Origin of the sequence: Gibbsiella dentisursi (genome assembly GCF_039539505.1) — a bacterium.
In the GTDB taxonomy this organism is placed as follows: domain Bacteria; phylum Pseudomonadota; class Gammaproteobacteria; order Enterobacterales; family Enterobacteriaceae; genus Gibbsiella; species Gibbsiella quercinecans.
In genome coordinates this window covers 260,021-278,753 of sequence record NZ_BAABDG010000003.1, presented here as the reverse complement: position 1 = coordinate 278,753, position 18,733 = coordinate 260,021, and the positions used below count along the sequence as shown (strand labels likewise).

Here is an 18,733-nt window from a genome sequence, read left to right as displayed (position 1 = left end):
CCGTTATGAAAATCGCATCCACTTTTCTGCTTGCGCTGCTTCTGGGCGCACTGTCTGTCTGCCTCATTGGCGGCGCACTCTTGTTATGGCCGGAGTGGGTTAAGGACACCTTCAATATAGGGCCATTCAGTACGACCGGCATAGTGATAATCAGCCTGCTGCTGATGCTGGCAGTATTGATTATCGGCTGGGTGCTTGAAACCGTATTCGCTAAGAACGGTGAGAAACAGGGAAAGCTGGATGTGGTCGCCTCCGGACAGCAGGCTGCTGCATCCCAGCCTGAAGCAAAGCATACCGACGCGGACACCTCCCGGTTTGTGGCTGAGGCGCTGGTCGATCATCTGCGCCTGCGCTACCGTCGTCGCTGGAAAGCCAAAGTTCGCCTGTTGCTGGTACAGGGTACCGACAGTAATATCGAAAAGGTGGTGCCGGGTCTTAAGGGCGATCACTGGCAGGAAAGTGACGGTATTGTGCTTATTTACGGCGGTCTGGCGGAAAGCGTGCCGGATGATGAGTTCCTGTCCGTGCTCAAAGCAGTGCGACCACGGCGTCCGCTGGATGGCGTGGTGCAGGTGATGAACACGGCTGCACTGCCCGATACAGCGAAGCAGGACACGCTGGTGCGTGTACGTCAGAAAACCGATACTCAGCTGGGCTGGCAGCTGCCGGTCTGGCTGTGGCTTGTCCGGGAAGGCTCCTGGGACCAGGACGGAGTGGGTGTACCTCCAGCCGGCGCGCTGTTTGGTCCTGGTGCGACAACGGAAGAGGTCCGTTCGACATTGACCTCACTCTCGTCAGACCTGCAAACCCCAGGCGTGTCGGCGCTGCTGGAGAACTCTCAGCACCACTGGCTGTTGAGCCTGTCGAAAGCCCTGCGCGGCTCGTTGCGACGCTCCCTGATCCCGTTGCTGACCACGCTGATGTCCGGGCCAGCCCCATATCGTCTGCGTGGGGTGATGTTCAGTCCGGCATTGCCAGGGACCGAAACGGTGCCGCATGCGCACCTTTCACCACCGGTCTGGCAGGCGCTCGAAAACGACAGCCTGCAGGTGCATGCCCGTAAAATCGGTTTCCACTGGCAAAAGGTGTTGCGCCTGGTACTGCTCGGTCTGGTACTGCTCTGGGGGGCGGGTACGCTACTGTCCCTGTCCGTCAACCGCACCCAAATCTGGCTGGCCCAGGATACGGCCCGGATTGCTGCTGACACTAAACAGCCTCTGTCGGATCGCCTGCGTAACCAGTTAGCTCTGCAGCAGACCATCGCCCGCCTGCAGAACCGCGAAGTGCACGGCGCGCCGTGGTACACCCGCTTTGGCCTGAACCAGGACAGCGACACGCTGAAGCTGCTCTGGCCATTGTATGCCCGTAACAACCAGGCGCTGATGCGTGATGCACTGGCTGACGAACTTCACCGTCAGCTCAACGCTTTTGTGCAGTTGCCACCGGCAAGCACAGCGCGCACGTCTGCCACTCAGAAAACCTACGGGCTGCTTAAAGGCTACCTGATGCTGGCCCGTCCAGACAAAGCGGATGCGGAGTGGCTGGCAGGCAATATGCTGAAGGCCTGGCCGCACCGCAGCGGCGTGCCGGACAGCGTGTGGCAGACCCAGGCGCCGAAGCTGCTCGGCTTCTGGGCGCAGAATCTGCCGGCACACCCGGAATGGAAAATTACCCCTGACCGCGAACTGGTGGGTACGGTGCGCCAGATTTTGCTCAAACAAATTGGTCAGCGTAACGCCGAATCCGGTCTGTACCAGGAGATGCTCGGGCGCATTGCCCGAAACTGGCCGGATTTAACCCTGGCGGATATGACCGGCGACACGGACGCGTCAACCCTGTTTTCTTCTGAAGAAGTGGTGCCGGGGATGTTCACCCGTCAGGCGTGGGAAGAGCAGGTTGAAGATGCGATTGATGAGGTAGTGAAGACACGCCGCGATGAAATCGACTGGGTGCTGACCGACAAAACCCATCAGCCGGGCAGAGATGTGTCACCGGAAGCGCTGAAACAGCGCCTGACCGGGCGTTACTTCACCGATTTTGGCAACGCCTGGCTCAACATGGCCAACAGCATTCAGTGGCACGAAGCGTCATCGCTTTCGGAGGCCATTGCGCAGCTGAACCTGCTGGCAGATGTGCGTCAGTCCCCTCTGGTGGCGCTGATGAATACGCTTGCCTGGCAGGGACAGACCGGGACAAAAGGAGAGGCTCTGGCTGACACCCTGGTGGACTCGGCGAAAAAACTGGTGGGGCGTCAGAAGAGTGCAAAACAGTTTATTGAACAGGCGCAGGGGCCGAAAGGGGCGCTGGATGGCGTCTTTGGTCCGCTCACGGGGCTGATGGCCGGCAAGGACGGTACCGGCTCAAACGGTAACCTCAGCTTCCAGTCCTGGCTTGCCCGTGTAACCCAGGTGCGTCTCAAGCTGCAGCAGGTGACCAGCGCCCCTGATCCGCAGGCGATGGCGCAGATGCTGGCCCAGACTGTTTTCCAGGGAAAAGCCATCGATCTGACCGACACCCGTGACTACGGCTCTCTGGTAGCGGCAAGTCTCGGGCAGGAGTGGAACGGTTTCGGTCAAGCATTGTTTGTGCAGCCGCTCGATCTGGCCTGGCGTCAGGTGCTGGCTCCGGCGGCAGGCAGCCTCAATGCCCGCTGGCAGAGCACCATTGTTTCGCAGTGGAACACCGCCTTTGCCGGACGCTATCCATTTAAGGCCACCGGCAGCGATGCTTCACTGCCACTGCTGGCCCAGTTCCTGCGCAGCGACTCCGGGCGTATCGCGGCATTTATCAAAACCAACCTCGGGGGCATGCTGCATCAGGAAGGCAACCACTGGGTGGTGGATCCGGCTGCCAGTCAGGGAATGAGCATCAGTCCGGCGTTTCTTGCCGCCATCAACAAGCTTGCCGATATCTCGGATATCGTCTTTGCTCAGGGCGATGCCGGGGTTCATTTCGAACTGATGGCCCGACCGTCACGCGATGTGGCCCGCACCCAGCTGACGCTCGATGGTCAGAAACTGGATTACTTCAACCAGATGGAAAGCTGGCAGAGCTTCACCTGGCCGGGCAATACGTATTACCCCGGTGTGGATCTGAGCTGGCGCTCAGTCAATACAGAAATGCGCCTGTATGCCAGTAATCAGGGAAACTGGGGCTTTATCCGTTTGCTGGATAAGGCGCTTATCACCCCGCTCGACAGCAGCCGGACACAACTGGTGTGGATCACTCCGGACGGCAATCCGCTGAAATTCATCATGCGTAGTGAGCTCGGTGACGGGCCACTGGCACTGCTCAAACTGCAGGGCTTCAGTCTGCCGCAGACTATTTTTTCCGTGGGCGCGACTGATGGCTTACTCACCCTTGCCGGAGACGAATAAATGGCGACTGCAGAAACGCTCCTGACCCTGTGTCTTCCGGACGCGGTCCAGCGTACCGCACTGCTCGCTAAGAGCCGGGAAAGCCTCTCTCTGTGGTCGCCGTGGCTGACACCACTCCCGACGGGTAATGGGGCCGGGGATGACCCGACCTATGAGGATGATTTCCAGCTGATGCGCGAGGAAATCAACAAACTCTCCGGTACCGATACCGATACGCTTTGCCGCCTGGCGGAAAGTATTCTGACCCACCAGGCCCGTGATATCCGAGTGGTCACCTGGTATGTCTTTGCCCGTCTGCAGCGTGATGGCGATACCGGGCTGACGGATGGCATCATACTGCTGGCAGCCATGCTGGAGCAGGCGGGGCAGCACTGCCACCCACAGCGCAGCACCGCAAGACTGGCCGCACTCGACTGGCTGAACAGTGAGAAAGTGCTCGATACATTCTCGCGCTGGCCGGACGTGACGCGTGAGGAGACAGCCAGAACAGCTGCCGCGCTGTGTTTGCTGGAAACGGCCCTGGAACAGCTGCCGGATTCGGAACGCCCTGACTTTGCCGGTTTGCTGCGCAGGCTGGAAACTCGCCTGGCTGGTAGCGGCGGACTGGATACACCGGTGGCTTCATCAGGACCGGACGGCTCAGGTGAAAGCACCCACAGTACACCGACGTCAGGCACTGCTGTACCGGAAACCGTGGCTGTCAAATCGGAAGTGGAACTGGTCCGTCAGCTCCGGGTGCTGTCCGGCTGGGTGGTTGAGCAGCCGCAGGGCTGGCTTGCCGCTCACAGGATGATGAAGGCCGCCCGCTGGGACCTGGTGACGCAACTTCCGGCTCTTGATGCAGCCGGGCGGACGCGCCTGCTGCCGCCAAAGGCTGACTACCGCGCCCAGCTTAAACGTCTGTACCTGCAGCAGAGCTGGACTGAACTGGTTGAGCAGGTGGATGTCATGTTCTCTGAGGGCGGTAACCGCTTCTGGCTCGATTTGCAGTGGTATCTGTGGCAGGGGCTGAGCCGGGCTGGTGGGCCGTGGGAGCACTGGGCGGAGTACATACTCAGCGACCTGAGGCTGTTACTGAAACGCCTGCCAGGCCTGGAGACGCTTGCCTGGAACGATGGCACGCCGCTGGCCGATGAGGTGACACTGAACTGGATAGCCGAAAAGGTCAACGATGACATGCCCGGGTTTGCCGATGCGCCTGCGGTGGCAAACGGAGGCCAGACGGATGACATTTTTGCGCTGGAAGCGGAAGCGATGGAAAAAGGCGACCGCGATGGCCCGGAGGCAGCGCTGACCTGGCTTCAGAATCGTCCGGACATGGCCTCACCCCGTAGCCGTTGGTTAATTCGTTTACTCATGGCACGGGTGGCAGAGCAGTACGGCCGCAACGAGCTTGCCCTGCACCTGCTCGGTGAACTCACCGCCAGTGCTCCGCAGCTGACCCTCAGTGACTGGGAGCCCGGGCTGTTGTTTGACGTGCTGGCCCGCCGTCTTCGGCTGTTGCGTCTGAAAGCTGGTCGCAGCGAGAGCGACAAAGCCCGGCTCACCCCGGAAATGGATGAACTGCTGGCTGGCTTGATTTCCATTGACCCCGCCCGGGCGATGGTGCTGTGCGGTTAGAAAAGAGGTAAACATGATGGATGTTTTGTTCTGGGTCGCTGCCAGCTTTGGTGCTGGCGTCTGGGTTGGAGTGCAGCACAGAAAAAGTCAGCGAAAATCCTTTCGGCAGTCCACATCGAAGAACCGTACCGTCCGAAGCGAAGCTCAGCCAACAACTTGTCCCCCCGCGTCGTCGCCACATCCAGCCGTTAAATACAGAAACTCTCGCTGGGAAGAGAAGGAGGACCTGTTCTGGGGAATGGTGGAAGAAGGTGTCATTCTTGAAAACAAAAAATACATGACAACCCCGACCGAAAGACAATATCTGGAAAAGCTCGAAGCGTGGTTTGGTCAATATTGTCGGATATTTTGCCAGGTGAGTCCCGGGCGCTTTTTGAAGTTACCGGAGCAGGAGGCGTTCAGTGCTGAAGAAAGAGCGCGTTTCTTTACCCAGTTTAATGCAATGTCCGTGGATTATGTTCTGGTCTCCAGAAAAAATAACAAAATTGTCTGCGTCATTGAGCTGGATGATAAAAGCCATGAACTTGATGAGCGTATTGCACGTGATAAACGGCTCGAACATATGTTTGAAATGGCCGGTGTTCCGTTACTTCGTGTCAACGTTGACGAAATGAACACTCAACCTCCCGTGTGGGATCGTCGTAAGGCTGTAGAAGAAAGAATGGCCGTTTCCTGAAATTTACTGAATTGAGTACTTTCTCCCATGGATGATTTAACCCTTCGCTATTACGAAGCCGAGATGCGTTACCTGCGCGAAGCCGGTAAAGAATTTGCCCGCGCCCACCCCGATCGGGCAGCGATGCTCAATCTGGATAAAACCGGGGCCCGTGATCCGTATGTGGAACGCCTGTTTGAGGGCTTTGCCTTCCTGATGGGCCGTTTGCGTGAAAAGCTCGATGATGACCTGCCGGAACTGACAGAAGGGCTGGTGAGCCTGCTGTGGCCCCATTACATGCGCACCATTCCGTCGCTGTCGGTAGTGGCATTCACGCCGGACTGGCGCCAGCTTCGCAAAATGGAAGTGCTTGAAAACGGCTTTTCCGTCCTGTCGCGTCCGGTCGGTCCCGATAATACGGTCTGCCAGTACCGCACCACCCGCGAAGTGCCCCTGCAGCCCCTGCACCTGGCTGAGGCCCGCCTGCAGACCGAACCGGATGGCCGCGCCGCCATCCGCCTGCGCTTTGAATGCCCGGACAAGGTGGACTGGTCGAAAGCCGGGATTGATAAGGTGGCCATTTACCTCGATGCGGACAGCCCGGTGGCCTCGGCTCTGCATCTGGCGCTGACGCGCCGGGTGCAGGCGATGTATGTCCGCCACAGTGAGACCCGTACCGAGCGGGTTCGTTTTGACGGCTGGTGTAAACCCATGGGCTTTGATGATACCGACCGGCTGTGGCCTAAAGGGGACTCAGCGTTCAGTGGCTACCAGCTGCTGCTGGAGTATTTCAGCTTCCGCGAGAAGTTTATGTTCGTGGAGCTCAGAGGCCTCGAGCTGGCAGGGCTGAGTCAGAAAACCACCTGGTTTGAGACCGATATCGTGCTCGACGGCGGCTGGTCGTCAGACATGCCGTTTGAGACCGATAATTTCCGCCTGCACTGTGCGCCGGTCATTAACCTGTTCTCACTGGAAGCGGACCCGCTGACGCCTGACCCGCTGCAGAACGAATACCTGCTGCGGCCGATGCGCATGCAGGACGGGCATACCGAAATCTACAGCGTGGACTCCATCCACGGCGCAGTGAAAAACGGCAAACATCCGTACGTGCCGTTCACCAGTTTCCGCCATCGCGGGGGCATGATGCGCCACGATGCGCCGGAGCGTTACTTCCACACCCGCGTGAAGCGCGGTCCCTCGGGGCTGTATGACACCTGGCTTATCCTTGGCGGTAAGTCATTCGAACTGGAACAACTGTCACAGGCCCCGGAGTCGCTCTCCATCCGCATCACAGGTACCAACGGTCAGCTGCCGCGCCGCTCACTCCAGAGTACGCTGCTGGACAGGGTGGTGAAAGCGGGCAAAGTGCCGGTTCGGGTCATGAACCTGACGGTGCCAACTTTGCCGCTTTACCCACCGGCAAATGACCGCTTCCACTGGCGGGTGATGAGCCATCTGGGTTCAAGTTTCTTAAGCATGATGGATAACCCGGAAGTGTTACGCGGCACGCTGGCGCTGTATGACTGGACCGACGATGAGATGAACCGCCGACGCCTGGAGGCGATTGTTGCCGTGAAGCACACGCTTATCCGTCGCTTTGAAAAGGGCTTTATGCTGCGCGGGGTGGACATTGAAATCACCCTTAATGCCGATAACTTTGCCGGGGAGGGCGACGTCACGCTGTTTGGCGAGATGCTGCATCGCTTCTTTGCCCTTTATGCCGATGTCCACCTCTTCAATCAGCTCACGCTGGTCCTGCAACCGACAGGGAAACGACTGCGATGGAAAGAGAATCACAGCCAGCACATTCCGGGCTGACAGAAGCGCTTCGCGACGACATCTGGCGGGTTAATTTCTACCGCTTCTGTCAGTTGCTGGAGCAAGAGAACCCGGACGCGCCGAAACTGGGCAGTACCGAGAAACTGTCCGCCGACCCGGTGCGCTTTCGTCCGTGGCCGGGAATGGGCTTCCCGGTCAGTGAACTGAAGGCGGTTGAAACCGATGAGGACCACCCGGACCTGTCGCCGACGGTGCGGACCACTTTCCTCGGAATGTACGGGGTGGACTCCCCGCTACCGACGGCGTACCTCGATGATATTGCGCAGCGCCGGGAGGGGTATGAAGCCACCACCGCGTTTCTCGATATCTTCAGCCACCGTATTCACACCCAGTACTACCGTATCTGGCGCAAATACGCTTACCCGGCTACCTTCGAAGCCGGCGGCGTGGATGACACATCTCTGTGCCTGCTGGGGCTGGTCGGTCTTGGCATCCCGGGTACGGCGGAGCAGATTGCCACGCCGGTTTCCCGCTTCCTGGCGCTGCTTGGCACCATGCGGCTGCCAACCCGCAACGCCGAAGGCATCCGCCAGCTGGTGAGCCTGCTGGCCCCGGAGACCCGGGCCACGGTTATCAGCCCGGACCCGGTAAAAGTTCCCGTTGAGAGCCGTAGCGGACTCGGCAAAGCTAACCGAGTGTCCCTCTCACAGCGGGCCACACTCGGCAAGACCGGCAAAGAAGCCTGCAGCCGTATCCTCTTGATGCTGGCGACTGACAATCCGCAGGAGGCGCAGGGCTGGTTGCCCGGCGGTCAGATGCACACTGACATGATGGTGCTGCTGCGGGTGTACATGGGTTATCGCTCCGATGTACGCCTTCGCCTCACGGTACCGGTAAGCTGTCTGCCTGAACCACGCCTGGGTAAGGCAAACCGGGTTCAGCTGGGCCGCACCGGCGTACTGGGTCTCAGGCGCGACCGTCCCACGACCCGTACGCACCTCACCGTAAGTCTGGGCACCTGTGAAGGCCTGACCTGTGAGACCCTGCGGCCGGCCGAGCCCGGCGGCTATCGCTTCGACTGATATTCCTGAAAGCAATACCCAACACCAGACACATTCAACACGCCCCTGTTTCTGAACGCTGAAAAGGACTCCACGAATGACTTTCGCTTCCCTGTCGCGCAGCGCCGCACTGATGCTGCTCTGTTCCCTGTTGACCGCATGTGGCCTGACTCAGGCCGTGTCGGACGGCACCGTCAGCGCAACCAGAGCCATTTTCTACAAAAAAATAAAGGTGCTGCACCTGGACTTCGAGCCACGTGCCGCAGCCAATGCCGATGAAAGCCAGACCCCGCTTGCCACCATGGTACAGGTCTACCAGCTGAAGGACCACCAGAAGGTGGACGCGGCTAACTATCAGAAGCTGCTGCGTGATGCGGATAACACCCTGAAAGAAGACATCGTCGCCAGCAAGTCGCTGCTGTTGATGCCAAAAGGCAGCATGACGCTCAATATGCCGATGAGCGAAGAGGCGAAATTTGTGGCGGTGGTGGGGCTGTTTAATCGGCCGGATATCAAAAACAACACCTGGAAGCTGGTACTGAGCCGCGACGACCTCGACCCTGACAAGCCGCGCACCATCCAGCTCAACAGCACCGGGCTGACCCTGGTTCCGGTGAAGGAGTAAACCCATGGACACCACCCTCGATAACTGGCTGGCGCTGTTTGACGGGCAGACCCGCTACCGCCTCGAGATAAGCGACAGTATCCTGAAGCCGGATGTGCTGAACTTCCACGGGCGGGAAGCGCTGAATACGCCGTTCAAATGGCGCATTGAGTTCACCACACCTCAGAAAGGTATTACCCGCGAGGATGCGATGCTGAAGTACGCCACCCTCAGCATGCTTTCAGGCCGGGTTGTGCAGGGCATTATCACCGGTTTTGAGGTCCTCAAAGAGACCGTGGATCAGACGCATTTCGCTGTGACGCTTTCCTCGCGCCTGGCGCTGCTTGCCCATACCCGCCGCTGCGCGGTCTGGCAGAATGTTTCGGTACCGGAACTGGTGGAGCAGGTCCTGCGCAGCCACGGGCTGGAAGGAGCGGATTTTGAATTCCGGCTGGAACGGACTTACCCGGTCCGCGAACTGATAACCCAGTGGCGTGAGACCGACCTGCAGTTTATTCAGCGAATACTGGCCGAAGACGGCATCTGGTTCCGCACCGGGGTCAACACTACCACCGGGCTGGATACGGTGACCTTCGCCGACAGCCAGCTGCAGTATCAGTTTGATGTATGCCTGCCGTACCGTGAGCCTTCAGCGCTGCATGACGGCGCAGCCGAAGCAGTGTGGGATGCCAGAGTGTGGCACCACACGGTGACAGGCAGTGTGGCCACCCGGGACTACAACTACCGCACGGCCGGTACGCCGATGGATGCGAAGGTCAGCGTCAGAAACGAGGCGGCCACTATCGGCGAACATTACCGCTATCTTGCCCCTTATCGTGAAGCGGGCGATGACACCACCTCTGAGCCGGAAACCGAAAGCGGCGCATTTTATGCTCGTATCCATCACGAACGTGAACTGAACAGGGCCATCCGCCTGCATCTCTTCAGCAACGCCAGCCACCTGACGCCGGGTATGGTGCTGGAGACTGGCGACAGTGATGTGTCGGAGCTGAAAGAAGGCATGGTTATCACGCTCACCACTTTCCGCGCCGCCCGTGACACCCGCCTGCACGTTTCGGTATGGGGCATGCCCTACAGCGAGCAGTTTTGCTTCAGACCCGGACCTGCACCGCGCCCGCTTATTGCCGGCACGCTGACGGCCCGCGTCGAGAGCGATGAGAAAAATGCGCCGTATGCGCACCTCGATGAAACGGGGCGTTACCGGGTGAAGCTGGACTTCAGCCGGGAAGACGTCGAACAGGGCTATAACTACCTGTGGATACGCCAGGCGAAGCCGTATGCTGGTGAAACGTACGGCTGGCACACGCCGCTGACTGATGGCACTGAAGTGGGGATTGCCTTTGACGGCGGCGACCCGGACCGGCCGTATATCGCCCATGCGTTTCATGACTCTGAACATCCGGACGTGGTCACCCGGGACAACCGCAGCCAGAACATCCTGCGCACTGCAGGCCAGAACGAACTGCGAATGGAAGACCTGCGCCAAAGCGAGCATATTGCGCTCAGTACCCCGTTCGGGGCTACGGCGCTGAATCAGGGACATATCGTTGACGCAGGGAACGAACCCCGGGGAACCGGCTTTGAGCTGCGCACCGATGAGTTCGGAGTTATACGTGTGGCAAAAGGGCTGCTGGTCACCGCCGATGGCAAAGTGCACGGCGAAGGCGATGTGCTGGATATGGACGTGGCACTAAAGGAAATTGAGGCCGTCCGGACGCAAATCGAGGGACTGGCCACAGCTACCCGACAGGCGAAAGCCCTCGAAGCTGATATCGCCAGCCAGCAGGCAATGTTCGCCGCACGGCTGAAAACCCTCAATGAGATGATCCACTTTTCAGCACCCGAGGGGATGGCTTTTACCAGCGCAGAGCATCTGCAGCTGGTGGCCACTGACAATATTGCCCTGAATGCCGGTGGTGATATCAGTATCGGGACCCAGGGGCATATCACCGGACTGGCGGGCGATAGCGTGGGAATGTTTGCTCAACACGGCAAGCTGAGCCTGATTTCGGCTCAGGGGCCGGTACAGTTTCAGGCGCAGCACGGCGTGATGCACCTGAGCGCCGAGCAGAAACTGACCCTTATCTCTGCCAGAGAGATGCTGCTGGCCGGGAAGAAGCGAATACGTCTGGTGGGCGGCGGGAGCTCCATCCTCATCGAGCAGGGGCAAATCAAGTACGAGACTGCAGGTACCTATACCCGCAAGGCCAGACGACTGGACACGGAAGGTGGTGCTTCGCAGAGGATAGAAATGCCAGTCTTGTACCCGCCAATCGAAAATAAAATTTGTATTCCTTGTCTGCTTAAAGCTATTCAGGCGAATGATGCGATAGTGCAGGGAGCATAAAAATGGACAGTACAGAACTCATTACAGCGTTATCCTGCAGTTCAGACGAAAACATCAGCCTGCTGTTTGAAGCCGGAGCGCAGCCGGAGGCCGATTTTCTGGCATTTAAAGAGCAGCATGCTCACAGGCTGCATTCTCTGTATATCCATCCTCAGTTGACAGAATTTCAGAACTACGGTCCCTGGTTGCTGGAAATTGATAATGCAGAGCAGTTACCTGATTATCTGACGTCTTTGCCGGGATGTGCCGCAGTCATTGTTTCAACGCGTTATCCATCAATGCTGGCAGTGCAGTTATCCCGTGGCTGTACAATTGTGCGGCCAGACGGCACTACTGCGTTGACACGCTTTTATGCCAGTCATGTCATGGAAGTGCTGGCCCGGTGTGCTGACTGCGACTGGCATGCTTTTTTGTTCGATGGCATCAGGCAGTGGTGGTTTCCCGGAGAAAGGCAATGGCAGCGACTCAGTATTACACCGTCAGAAGTTGAATACCCCACAAACCATATAATTCGGCTGAACAACACCCACTGGCAGCAGATAGCAGATCCTCCTGAAATCACCAGTGTACTGAACGAATGGCAGAAGATGACAACCAGCAAAATGTTTCCACCCTGTGCGCAGCGGTTAATGGTGATGAATGCGCTGAATAAAGCCGAGCGTGTGGGGTTAGAGAAGACTAAAGAACGCGTGTTGTATGCACTTTTTTACCTGAATGGGGGCAAAAAGATACTGGAGTCGGATGCACTGAGGGCTGTATTACCTGATGTTGTGGCTGGTGTGAAATCGCTGGCTGAGGTATTGAGTCATCATTCACATGTATAAATGCACAAATAATATCACAGAGACTGAATATGGGATTTTCAGAAAAACTTGAACATATTGATGCTGCAGTAAAACAGTTTTACGGCCGACGAAAAGTGTGGCTCTGGGGCGTGCTGTCTCTGCCGGTGGTGTTTCTGCTCGGGTGGATAGTGTGGGTGATGTTCTGGGCCCCGCCGATGGGCGGCGTGACGCTGATTATTCACAGCAAAATTGACCGGCCCATTCTGGGGTTCAGCGTGAACGGCATGGCGGGAGGGAATGCCGGGGCTTTTGACCCCGGTAATAAGTATGCGGGTGAAAATGGAGCAACAACCTGCTGCGGCAGTATCAGCGGGAAGACTGCCGAGGTGATCTGGACGCTGGATGTCACCGGGCCACAGTACGATGCAGGAATGCGGCTGGAACAGCGGCGGCTGGTGATGCCGCTGCCAGAACGCAAGCGGGGTGAGAACGATTTGCACGTCCATTTTTTACCGGGTGACCGGGTGCTGCTGGGGTGGAGCGATAACGCATTCTCGCCCTACGACCCGCGTAGCCCGAAGTACACTCCGCCACAACTGCACACAGAGGATAAGTGACCATGGAAATGGATTTGGACGCGATTATCGCGGCCGCACACCGGGCACAGCAGGCCTGCGATTACCGGCTGGGGAACTGCTCGCGGATACTGCATATCGGGTTCTTCTTTGACGGCGTGGGGCGCAATATCGAGCAGGACGCGCCAGAAAACCGGCTGAGCAATATTGCCCGGCTGTACCGGGCATATCCAATGCCTGAAAAAAACACCTCTACAGAATCATATCAAAAGCACTACATATCCGGGCTGGGCACGCCCTTTCTCGAAAGAGAGGGGGAAGCACTTCAGCAGGTGATGGACGGGACCGGCAAATCGGTACTGGAGAGCGAGAAATCTCAGCCTGTCGATGCACTGAAAGATATCGTCAAAGCGAAACTGGGCGGCGCCAGCAATCAGGACGTCCGCGATGAGATGAAAAAGAAACTGCTGACGCCCAGGGGCCAGCTAAAGATGCTGAGGGATGCCACCCTGAAAGGGGTGATCCGGGCGGGTATCGAAGCCACGCCCTGGTTACGCGACAGTGAGGTGGGGGCCTACAGCATGGTGACCGGCGCAGATACCCGTCTTAACAGCGCGAAAACGCGCTTTGAACGGTCCTTTGATGAGGCGGTAAAAGGTGGTGATGTACCTGTCCGACTGATTTCCGTGTCGGTGTTTGGGTTTGACATGGGAGGCACGCTGGCGCGGGAATTTATCGATATGTTGTTGGGTGAAATATGCGACAGGAATACGGGGGATAAACCCGCCTTTCGCGGTGTCCCGGTGGATATCGTATTTGCCGGGCTGTTTGACTGCTCGCGGGATACGCCGATGAGCAGTGATAACGGGCTGGACTATGCGGGCAGTGTCCTGGAATGGGTGCCGGAAAAACGCGCTGAAATGGCGGGGCAGATCATTTCGCTGTTCGGACGCAAGTTTCTCGACCATCATTCACCGTTACCGGCGGCCGTCAAAAAATCGCTGCATCTGGTGGCGACCCATGAGCGGCGGCGCTGGCGGTGCGTGTACCGCACCGGGCGGGACGGTTTTGAACATCAGGAATTGCTGATGCCGGGGTGCAGTGAGGATATCGGTGGCGGGCTGAAACCGGATGTACAAAAGCCGAGCGCGGAGCTGTGCCGGGTGTCGCTGCGGAAAATGTACACTGAGGCCATGAAGGCCACCGTACCGTTCCATGATTTGAAGTCATTGAGAGAAGTATCTGCGACAGTTGCATCATATTTTGACATGCGTGACAGCGTGGAAAGTCAGTCGGCTGAGCAGTGGGTGAAATCGTACCAGAGCGCGGTTAATGCCACCGCGCTGAGTTATGGTGCGATGAACCGGCATCTTGATGGTTATTTTGAGTGGCTGGGGCGGCAGTTTTACGAATACAAGAGCGAGCTGCGGAGGCTGGAGAGTATTCAGTCGGGCATTCGGTTGTCTCCCGGTGCGTTGATGGGGTTTGCGGGCATTACTCCGCAGGCCAGACATACATCGGATGAGGTGGCTGAAGATATCCGTCTGCTGAAAAAACACTGGGGCTGGTTGTCTGATGTTGCGAATGCGGCCCATCTTTTGCTGACTCAGGAGTATCATTATCCCCCTCAGCTTTATCTGGACAATATCCTTATGCCCGCCCGTGCGCGTGCTGAATATTTTCTGGAATGCGGTGCTGCCGGACACGATGGAAAATCGCCGCCGATCAGATGGTGTGTGGATTCGTCGGTACTTTATGCGTGGTTTGTGCATGATGTACAGCGTGCTGAGGGCATCAGTGACGGGTATTTTTCCGTGCGGTGGATGGAGCCACGGTAGTGATTATGTTCAATGAAAAACAGGAAGTACCGGATATAAGTAATAGTTGAGTAAACTTATTTGCAATCCCGGTTTATTAATGAAAGGGATGTTATCAGATAATGTTTGGTAAAATTAAATATGCGATGAAATATCATCGCCGAGCAAGGTTGAGTTATTTTTTTAATTGTGTTTTGCTCTCTGTTTTTTTATTTGTAGTTATGAATGTTATTACATCTGTTTATGTTAGCGCTTTTCCTGGTGTTAAGATAAATCAGCCCGTAAGCAGTTTGACCAGTTTTGGGTTTTCAATATCTTTTGGCTATGGTCTTATTTATTCATTTGTTGTTATCGTTACAGGATTTGTTTTTATGCTGCTAAATGTACAGCGACTTCGTGATATGGGGTATCGATATCCTGTGGTTGTTAGCCTGTTGTTGATTATCTTTTCTCAGGTCTCAGATTTTCTTGATAATCTGGTGAAAATGAATTTTATATCTTTGTTTATCGATATGGGGTTGTTGGTATTTTTTATAATAATGCTTTTTACGGAATCAAAAAAACAGACAACATATTAATTATTTGAGAAGGCAGCGTCAAAAAGGAAAAGTTAAAATGTCGAACTGACTTTTTACTCCGGCAATCTTCTTTCCAGTGTGTTGATTGAACTATTTCCACGATTAAATGATTATGAGAAGAAGTTGTGATGTCTCATCATTGCCCTTCCCTTTACGAAACCTTATACGGAAATTTTACCGGTGGCCTCGACCTCCATCAGGTCAGTGAAGAAAATCGGGTCATCGTGTCGGTGCTCGATAACATGCAGCGTATTCTGAATACCCGGGCCGGAAGCCTTAAACATCTTCCGGATTATGGTCTGCCGGATATGACAACCGTTCTGCAGGGAATGCCGGGGACGGCACATCAACTGATGAGCGTGCTTTCAGATGTTCTGCTGAAGTATGAGCCACGTATTAAGCGTGTCAATGTGACCATGCAGGAACAGACTCAGCCTGGTGAGTTGCATTATGTCATTGATGCAGAACTTAAAGAGGCCGGACTGGTTCGTTACGGAACAACATTTATGCCGGAGGGCAGGGTGTTGCTGCGACATCTTAAGCAACAGCAGTTTGTGGACAATTCATCTTATTATCATGTCTGATTTTTTTATCCGGGCAGCCCCTGTGTGGGAGGTCCGGATGAAAAATATATTTTTTGTGATTTTGATTATGAACCCGTTATTTAACGATATTCAGATGCGTCTTTTTCATCTGAATCATTCCCCGTATTCCTGGCACTGGAGCGTCAGATTCAGACCTCATGAAGCCGTATAAGACCTGAGCCTGTACCACGCCCGCTGATTGCCGGGACCCTGACGACCCGCGTTGAGAGCGACGAGAAGAATGCGACGTATGCGCACCACTCCGCCACGTCCGTTTCTCAGCAGTTCGTTACTGGAAGAAGGTGCTGGCAGGCGGCACACCACCAATCCTTTCCCGGTGCCGGGGAAGGGTAACTACCGCCGTCCGGATATCATTATCGTGAGAAACATGAATGATCGCTGGCCGGGGCTTGCCGGGCGGGACACGGAAGGGCAGATGCACACTGATAATCTGGAGCGCCTGGTGGAGGTGAAGTTTCCCGGGGACAAGTTGGAACAGGAACAATACAGAGACTATATGAAAATCGTCGGTGGCGCTCGTAGCAAGATGACTATTCTGGAGATTCACGACTGTCGCACAGAAGATCAGCAGTGGAGCGATCAGGTCGTCAATGTGACGATGAAGGCCTGGAAGACCAGCGGGGCGAAATACTGGCCGCTGTTCCTGTATCCGCCTATTTTCACTCCACGCCCACCTGCAATCCCGGTGCCTGCAAAAGTTGAACCCTGGACGTATGCCGGGAAAGCCGTAGCTGACCTCAGCGAAGGGGCAATCAACAATATAGCGGCCGGCTGGCATGCGCTGTCAGAAGATATGCAGCAAAAGCTCAGTCAGACTGCGGGCTGGCTGAATGACAGCGGGGAATGGGTATACTCTCAGGGGCATCAGGCATGGCGCTGGGTCAGTCAGACGGGACGTGCTGCGGCTTCATGGACGGATGAACAGCTTCGGGCTGCGTGGTTTAAAATCCAGAAAGCAACCGATATGACGCTGGATATGCTGAAGCAGGTCAACTGGGTACAGGTACTGACGGATGTGGCCGTCACCGTTGGTGTGGTGCTTGTCACCGTAGGTGTAGGTGCCCTGGTAGTGACGTTAGGTGTCCCGGAAGCGCTGCTGGCCGCGTTTTTGTTGAGTATTCGTCTGGCAATCACCGCATGGGAAGCGCTGGCTGCAGTACTGGGTGTCGGAGTGGTCGGCACGCTGGCAACCCAATAAGGAATGAGAATGGAACTGAATGGCTTAGACCTGAATTATATCGAGAAGTGGATGCCGGAAGCGTCGGTGAAGTACAAGGACGGCAGTCAGGCGGTGAACCTCGGCCTGATAATCACTGTGTTTTTTAAGGATGGTCATACACCTGAAGTCCGAGAAAAAATGGTCGGGTGTGTTGAACGCTATTATGCAGAATTTAAACCACACTTGAAAAAAACTCTGGTGGGTAAAAAATGGACGACAATAACGGAAAAAAATTATGCCAAGCAACGACAGGAGATTTTTGGGGCTTCTCCTGAGGAAGTTTTTGACTGGATACTCAGCAGTGGTACTGAATCATACTTGTCCCCGGATTATGAAGTCTTCATCATGGGTAAACGGATATTCCATAATGACCATGACCGTTCCGTAATTAAACTGGTATTCCCGCTATCTCTGCTAAAAGAGCCAGATGGAAAAGAGCGTTATCAGGCATGGTTGATGTGGCTGTGTGATACTTTCAATGTTGAAAGTGGTAATGCTGGTCTTTCATTTATTCTGCCCTATGCGTTCGAACGCATGTTCCCTTACGAATACAAACTGGCGCAGCGTTTTCCGGGCGTGATGGTGGATTCTATCGGTACGCTTGACGGCAGGTTTGTCGTCAACAATCTGAAAAGTGTTTGCTGGTACACGATCCTGGGCAATTCATGGGTGGATAAACTCGGTGGTGAAGAGAAACTGACTCATCGGCTGAAGCACACACCAGAGATTGAATTGCTGCCTTATAATGGTGGCCTTATTCTCAAGGCTGGAGCACTACCGCCGGGTCTGGGGGAGATACAAACAGAAGAATTACCGCCATTACTGGTGAAAGTAAACCAGATAATTAAGCCTGTTCGCTTTGATGGAAAGCGCTCTCTGCATTTCTACTCCGAACACGAGAATTTCCAGTTCGATGATGAGTCCAGTTCGAAATGGTACAAGCGTTTCGATGAAGCCAGTGCTGCGCTGGATAAAGAAGATGAAGGTAAGTCCTGGGAGCCGGTCAGGATTACCTGCTGGAGTGGTGAAAAATCCCCGTTTGATGGTCGATGGGCCACCATTGTTAACGGAACGACGCAGTACACCCAAACCCGCGCCGGAGAGATTATGCCGGAATTTGAAGATAAGCATGGCCAGAGGCACCATGCCAGCTGGTCGCTGCTCGAAAGAGATGATGGTGGTAGCGTGTTTGCCATAACTCCGGATGCGAGAAACTGATCATGCCGCGCAATTCGCCCTCATTATGCGAGATGCTTTACGGCAACTTTGTCGGTGATCTCGACCTTCAGCATATCAGTGAAGAAAATCAGGTCATCCTGTCGGTGCTGGATAATATGCAACGGATCCTTAACTGCCGCGCCGGTAGTCTGGCACATCTGCCAGACTACGGTCTGCCGGATATGACTACCATTCTACAAGGACTTCCCGGCATTGCGCATAAGCTGATGTCAACGCTGTCTGCGGCCCTGCTGAAATATGAGCCTCGCCTGAAATCCATTGATGTTGTACTGCTTGATCAGGAAATACCGGGTGAGCTGCGCTACGCCATCGATGCCGAGCTAAAGGGCATCGGGCTGGTACGCTATGGCACAGAATTCATGCCGGAAGGCAGAGTGTTGGTGCGTCATATGAAACAGCAAAACTATCTAGGCCGTCAGAATCACATTTAGCCCGCCACCTTCTCCGAACC

General features: G+C 55.7%; 14 protein-coding genes and 1 pseudogene. All 15 read left to right on the top strand.

Annotated features, from left to right (window positions below; genetic code table 11):
- Positions 1-5: 5 nt before the first annotated feature.
- Positions 6-3,377: an ImcF-related family protein gene (locus tag ABFX35_RS11970; protein WP_346081234.1), complete on the top strand. Its 3,372-nt coding sequence runs from the start codon at positions 6-8 to the stop codon at positions 3,375-3,377.
- Positions 3,378-4,997 carry a type VI secretion system protein TssA gene (tssA, locus tag ABFX35_RS11965; RefSeq protein ID WP_346081232.1) on the top strand — a complete coding sequence of 540 codons (1,620 nt, stop codon included), beginning with the start codon at positions 3,378-3,380 and terminating at the stop codon, positions 4,995-4,997.
- A gap of 13 nt (positions 4,998-5,010) precedes the next feature.
- The gene (locus tag ABFX35_RS11960) at positions 5,011-5,673 is read left to right on the top strand and encodes a DUF2726 domain-containing protein (protein ID WP_346081230.1); all 663 of its coding nucleotides are present in this window, start codon (positions 5,011-5,013) and stop codon (positions 5,671-5,673) included.
- 27 nt (positions 5,674-5,700) lie between these two features.
- Complete coding sequence (gene tssF / locus ABFX35_RS11955; protein WP_346081229.1) at positions 5,701-7,470, top strand: type VI secretion system baseplate subunit TssF; 1,770 nt, start codon at positions 5,701-5,703, stop codon at positions 7,468-7,470.
- Positions 7,434-8,513: a type VI secretion system baseplate subunit TssG gene (gene tssG, locus ABFX35_RS11950; protein WP_346081227.1), complete on the top strand. Its 1,080-nt coding sequence runs from the start codon at positions 7,434-7,436 to the stop codon at positions 8,511-8,513. Before tssF ends, tssG begins: the two co-directional genes overlap by 37 nt.
- A 76-nt stretch (positions 8,514-8,589) precedes the next feature.
- Positions 8,590-9,117 (top strand): type VI secretion system lipoprotein TssJ, encoded by a 528-nt coding sequence (gene tssJ / locus ABFX35_RS11945; RefSeq protein ID WP_346081225.1) that lies wholly within the window; start codon positions 8,590-8,592, stop codon positions 9,115-9,117.
- Positions 9,118-9,121: 4 nt separating this feature from the next.
- The gene (locus tag ABFX35_RS11940) at positions 9,122-11,464 is read left to right on the top strand and encodes a type VI secretion system Vgr family protein (protein ID WP_346081223.1); all 2,343 of its coding nucleotides are present in this window, start codon (positions 9,122-9,124) and stop codon (positions 11,462-11,464) included.
- Between the two features lie 2 nt (positions 11,465-11,466).
- The gene (locus ABFX35_RS11935; protein ID WP_346081221.1) at positions 11,467-12,288 is read left to right on the top strand and encodes a DUF4123 domain-containing protein; all 822 of its coding nucleotides are present in this window, start codon (positions 11,467-11,469) and stop codon (positions 12,286-12,288) included.
- A gap of 29 nt (positions 12,289-12,317) precedes the next feature.
- Positions 12,318-12,866 (top strand): DUF3304 domain-containing protein, encoded by a 549-nt coding sequence (locus ABFX35_RS11930; protein ID WP_346081219.1) that lies wholly within the window; start codon positions 12,318-12,320, stop codon positions 12,864-12,866.
- Between the two features lie 2 nt (positions 12,867-12,868).
- Entirely contained in the window at positions 12,869-14,662 is a 1,794-nt protein-coding gene (locus tag ABFX35_RS11925) for a DUF2235 domain-containing protein (protein ID WP_346081217.1), read from the top strand.
- 101 nt (positions 14,663-14,763) lie between these two features.
- On the top strand, positions 14,764-15,219 hold the full coding sequence (locus ABFX35_RS11920) for a hypothetical protein (RefSeq protein WP_346081215.1): 456 nt from the start codon (positions 14,764-14,766) through the stop codon (positions 15,217-15,219).
- 128 nt (positions 15,220-15,347) lie between these two features.
- Positions 15,348-15,803, top strand: a complete 456-nt coding sequence (tssE, locus tag ABFX35_RS11915) for a type VI secretion system baseplate subunit TssE (RefSeq protein ID WP_346081213.1) — start codon at positions 15,348-15,350, stop codon at positions 15,801-15,803.
- 250 nt (positions 15,804-16,053) lie between these two features.
- Positions 16,054-17,022 (top strand): annotated as a pseudogene (locus ABFX35_RS11910) (VRR-NUC domain-containing protein); the annotation flags it as partial.
- A gap of 9 nt (positions 17,023-17,031) precedes the next feature.
- Complete coding sequence (locus ABFX35_RS11905) at positions 17,032-18,261, top strand: DUF3396 domain-containing protein (RefSeq protein WP_346081211.1); 1,230 nt, start codon at positions 17,032-17,034, stop codon at positions 18,259-18,261.
- Between the two features lie 2 nt (positions 18,262-18,263).
- Positions 18,264-18,713, top strand: coding sequence for a type VI secretion system baseplate subunit TssE (gene tssE / locus ABFX35_RS11900; RefSeq protein WP_346081209.1), 450 nt, complete (start codon positions 18,264-18,266; stop codon positions 18,711-18,713).
- Positions 18,714-18,733: the final 20 nt, after the last annotated feature.

Bases quoted from the DNA above. Each gene is read 5' to 3' on its own strand.
- ABFX35_RS11970 (WP_346081234.1), top strand. From the start codon at position 6: ATGAAAATCGCATCCACTTTTCTGCTTGCGCTGCTTCTGGGCGCACTG.
- tssF (WP_346081229.1), top strand. From the start codon at position 5,701: ATGGATGATTTAACCCTTCGCTATTACGAAGCCGAGATGCGTTACCTG.
- tssE (WP_346081209.1), top strand. From the start codon at position 18,264: ATGCCGCGCAATTCGCCCTCATTATGCGAGATGCTTTACGGCAACTTT.
- ABFX35_RS11940 (WP_346081223.1), top strand. From the start codon at position 9,122: ATGGACACCACCCTCGATAACTGGCTGGCGCTGTTTGACGGGCAGACC.
- tssE (WP_346081213.1), top strand. From the start codon at position 15,348: ATGTCTCATCATTGCCCTTCCCTTTACGAAACCTTATACGGAAATTTT.
- ABFX35_RS11925 (WP_346081217.1), top strand. From the start codon at position 12,869: ATGGAAATGGATTTGGACGCGATTATCGCGGCCGCACACCGGGCACAG.
- ABFX35_RS11960 (WP_346081230.1), top strand. From the start codon at position 5,011: ATGATGGATGTTTTGTTCTGGGTCGCTGCCAGCTTTGGTGCTGGCGTC.
- ABFX35_RS11930 (WP_346081219.1), top strand. From the start codon at position 12,318: ATGGGATTTTCAGAAAAACTTGAACATATTGATGCTGCAGTAAAACAG.
- ABFX35_RS11935 (WP_346081221.1), top strand. From the start codon at position 11,467: ATGGACAGTACAGAACTCATTACAGCGTTATCCTGCAGTTCAGACGAA.
- tssG (WP_346081227.1), top strand. From the start codon at position 7,434: ATGGAAAGAGAATCACAGCCAGCACATTCCGGGCTGACAGAAGCGCTT.
- tssJ (WP_346081225.1), top strand. From the start codon at position 8,590: ATGACTTTCGCTTCCCTGTCGCGCAGCGCCGCACTGATGCTGCTCTGT.
- tssA (WP_346081232.1), top strand. From the start codon at position 3,378: ATGGCGACTGCAGAAACGCTCCTGACCCTGTGTCTTCCGGACGCGGTC.
- ABFX35_RS11905 (WP_346081211.1), top strand. From the start codon at position 17,032: ATGGAACTGAATGGCTTAGACCTGAATTATATCGAGAAGTGGATGCCG.
- ABFX35_RS11920 (WP_346081215.1), top strand. From the start codon at position 14,764: ATGTTTGGTAAAATTAAATATGCGATGAAATATCATCGCCGAGCAAGG.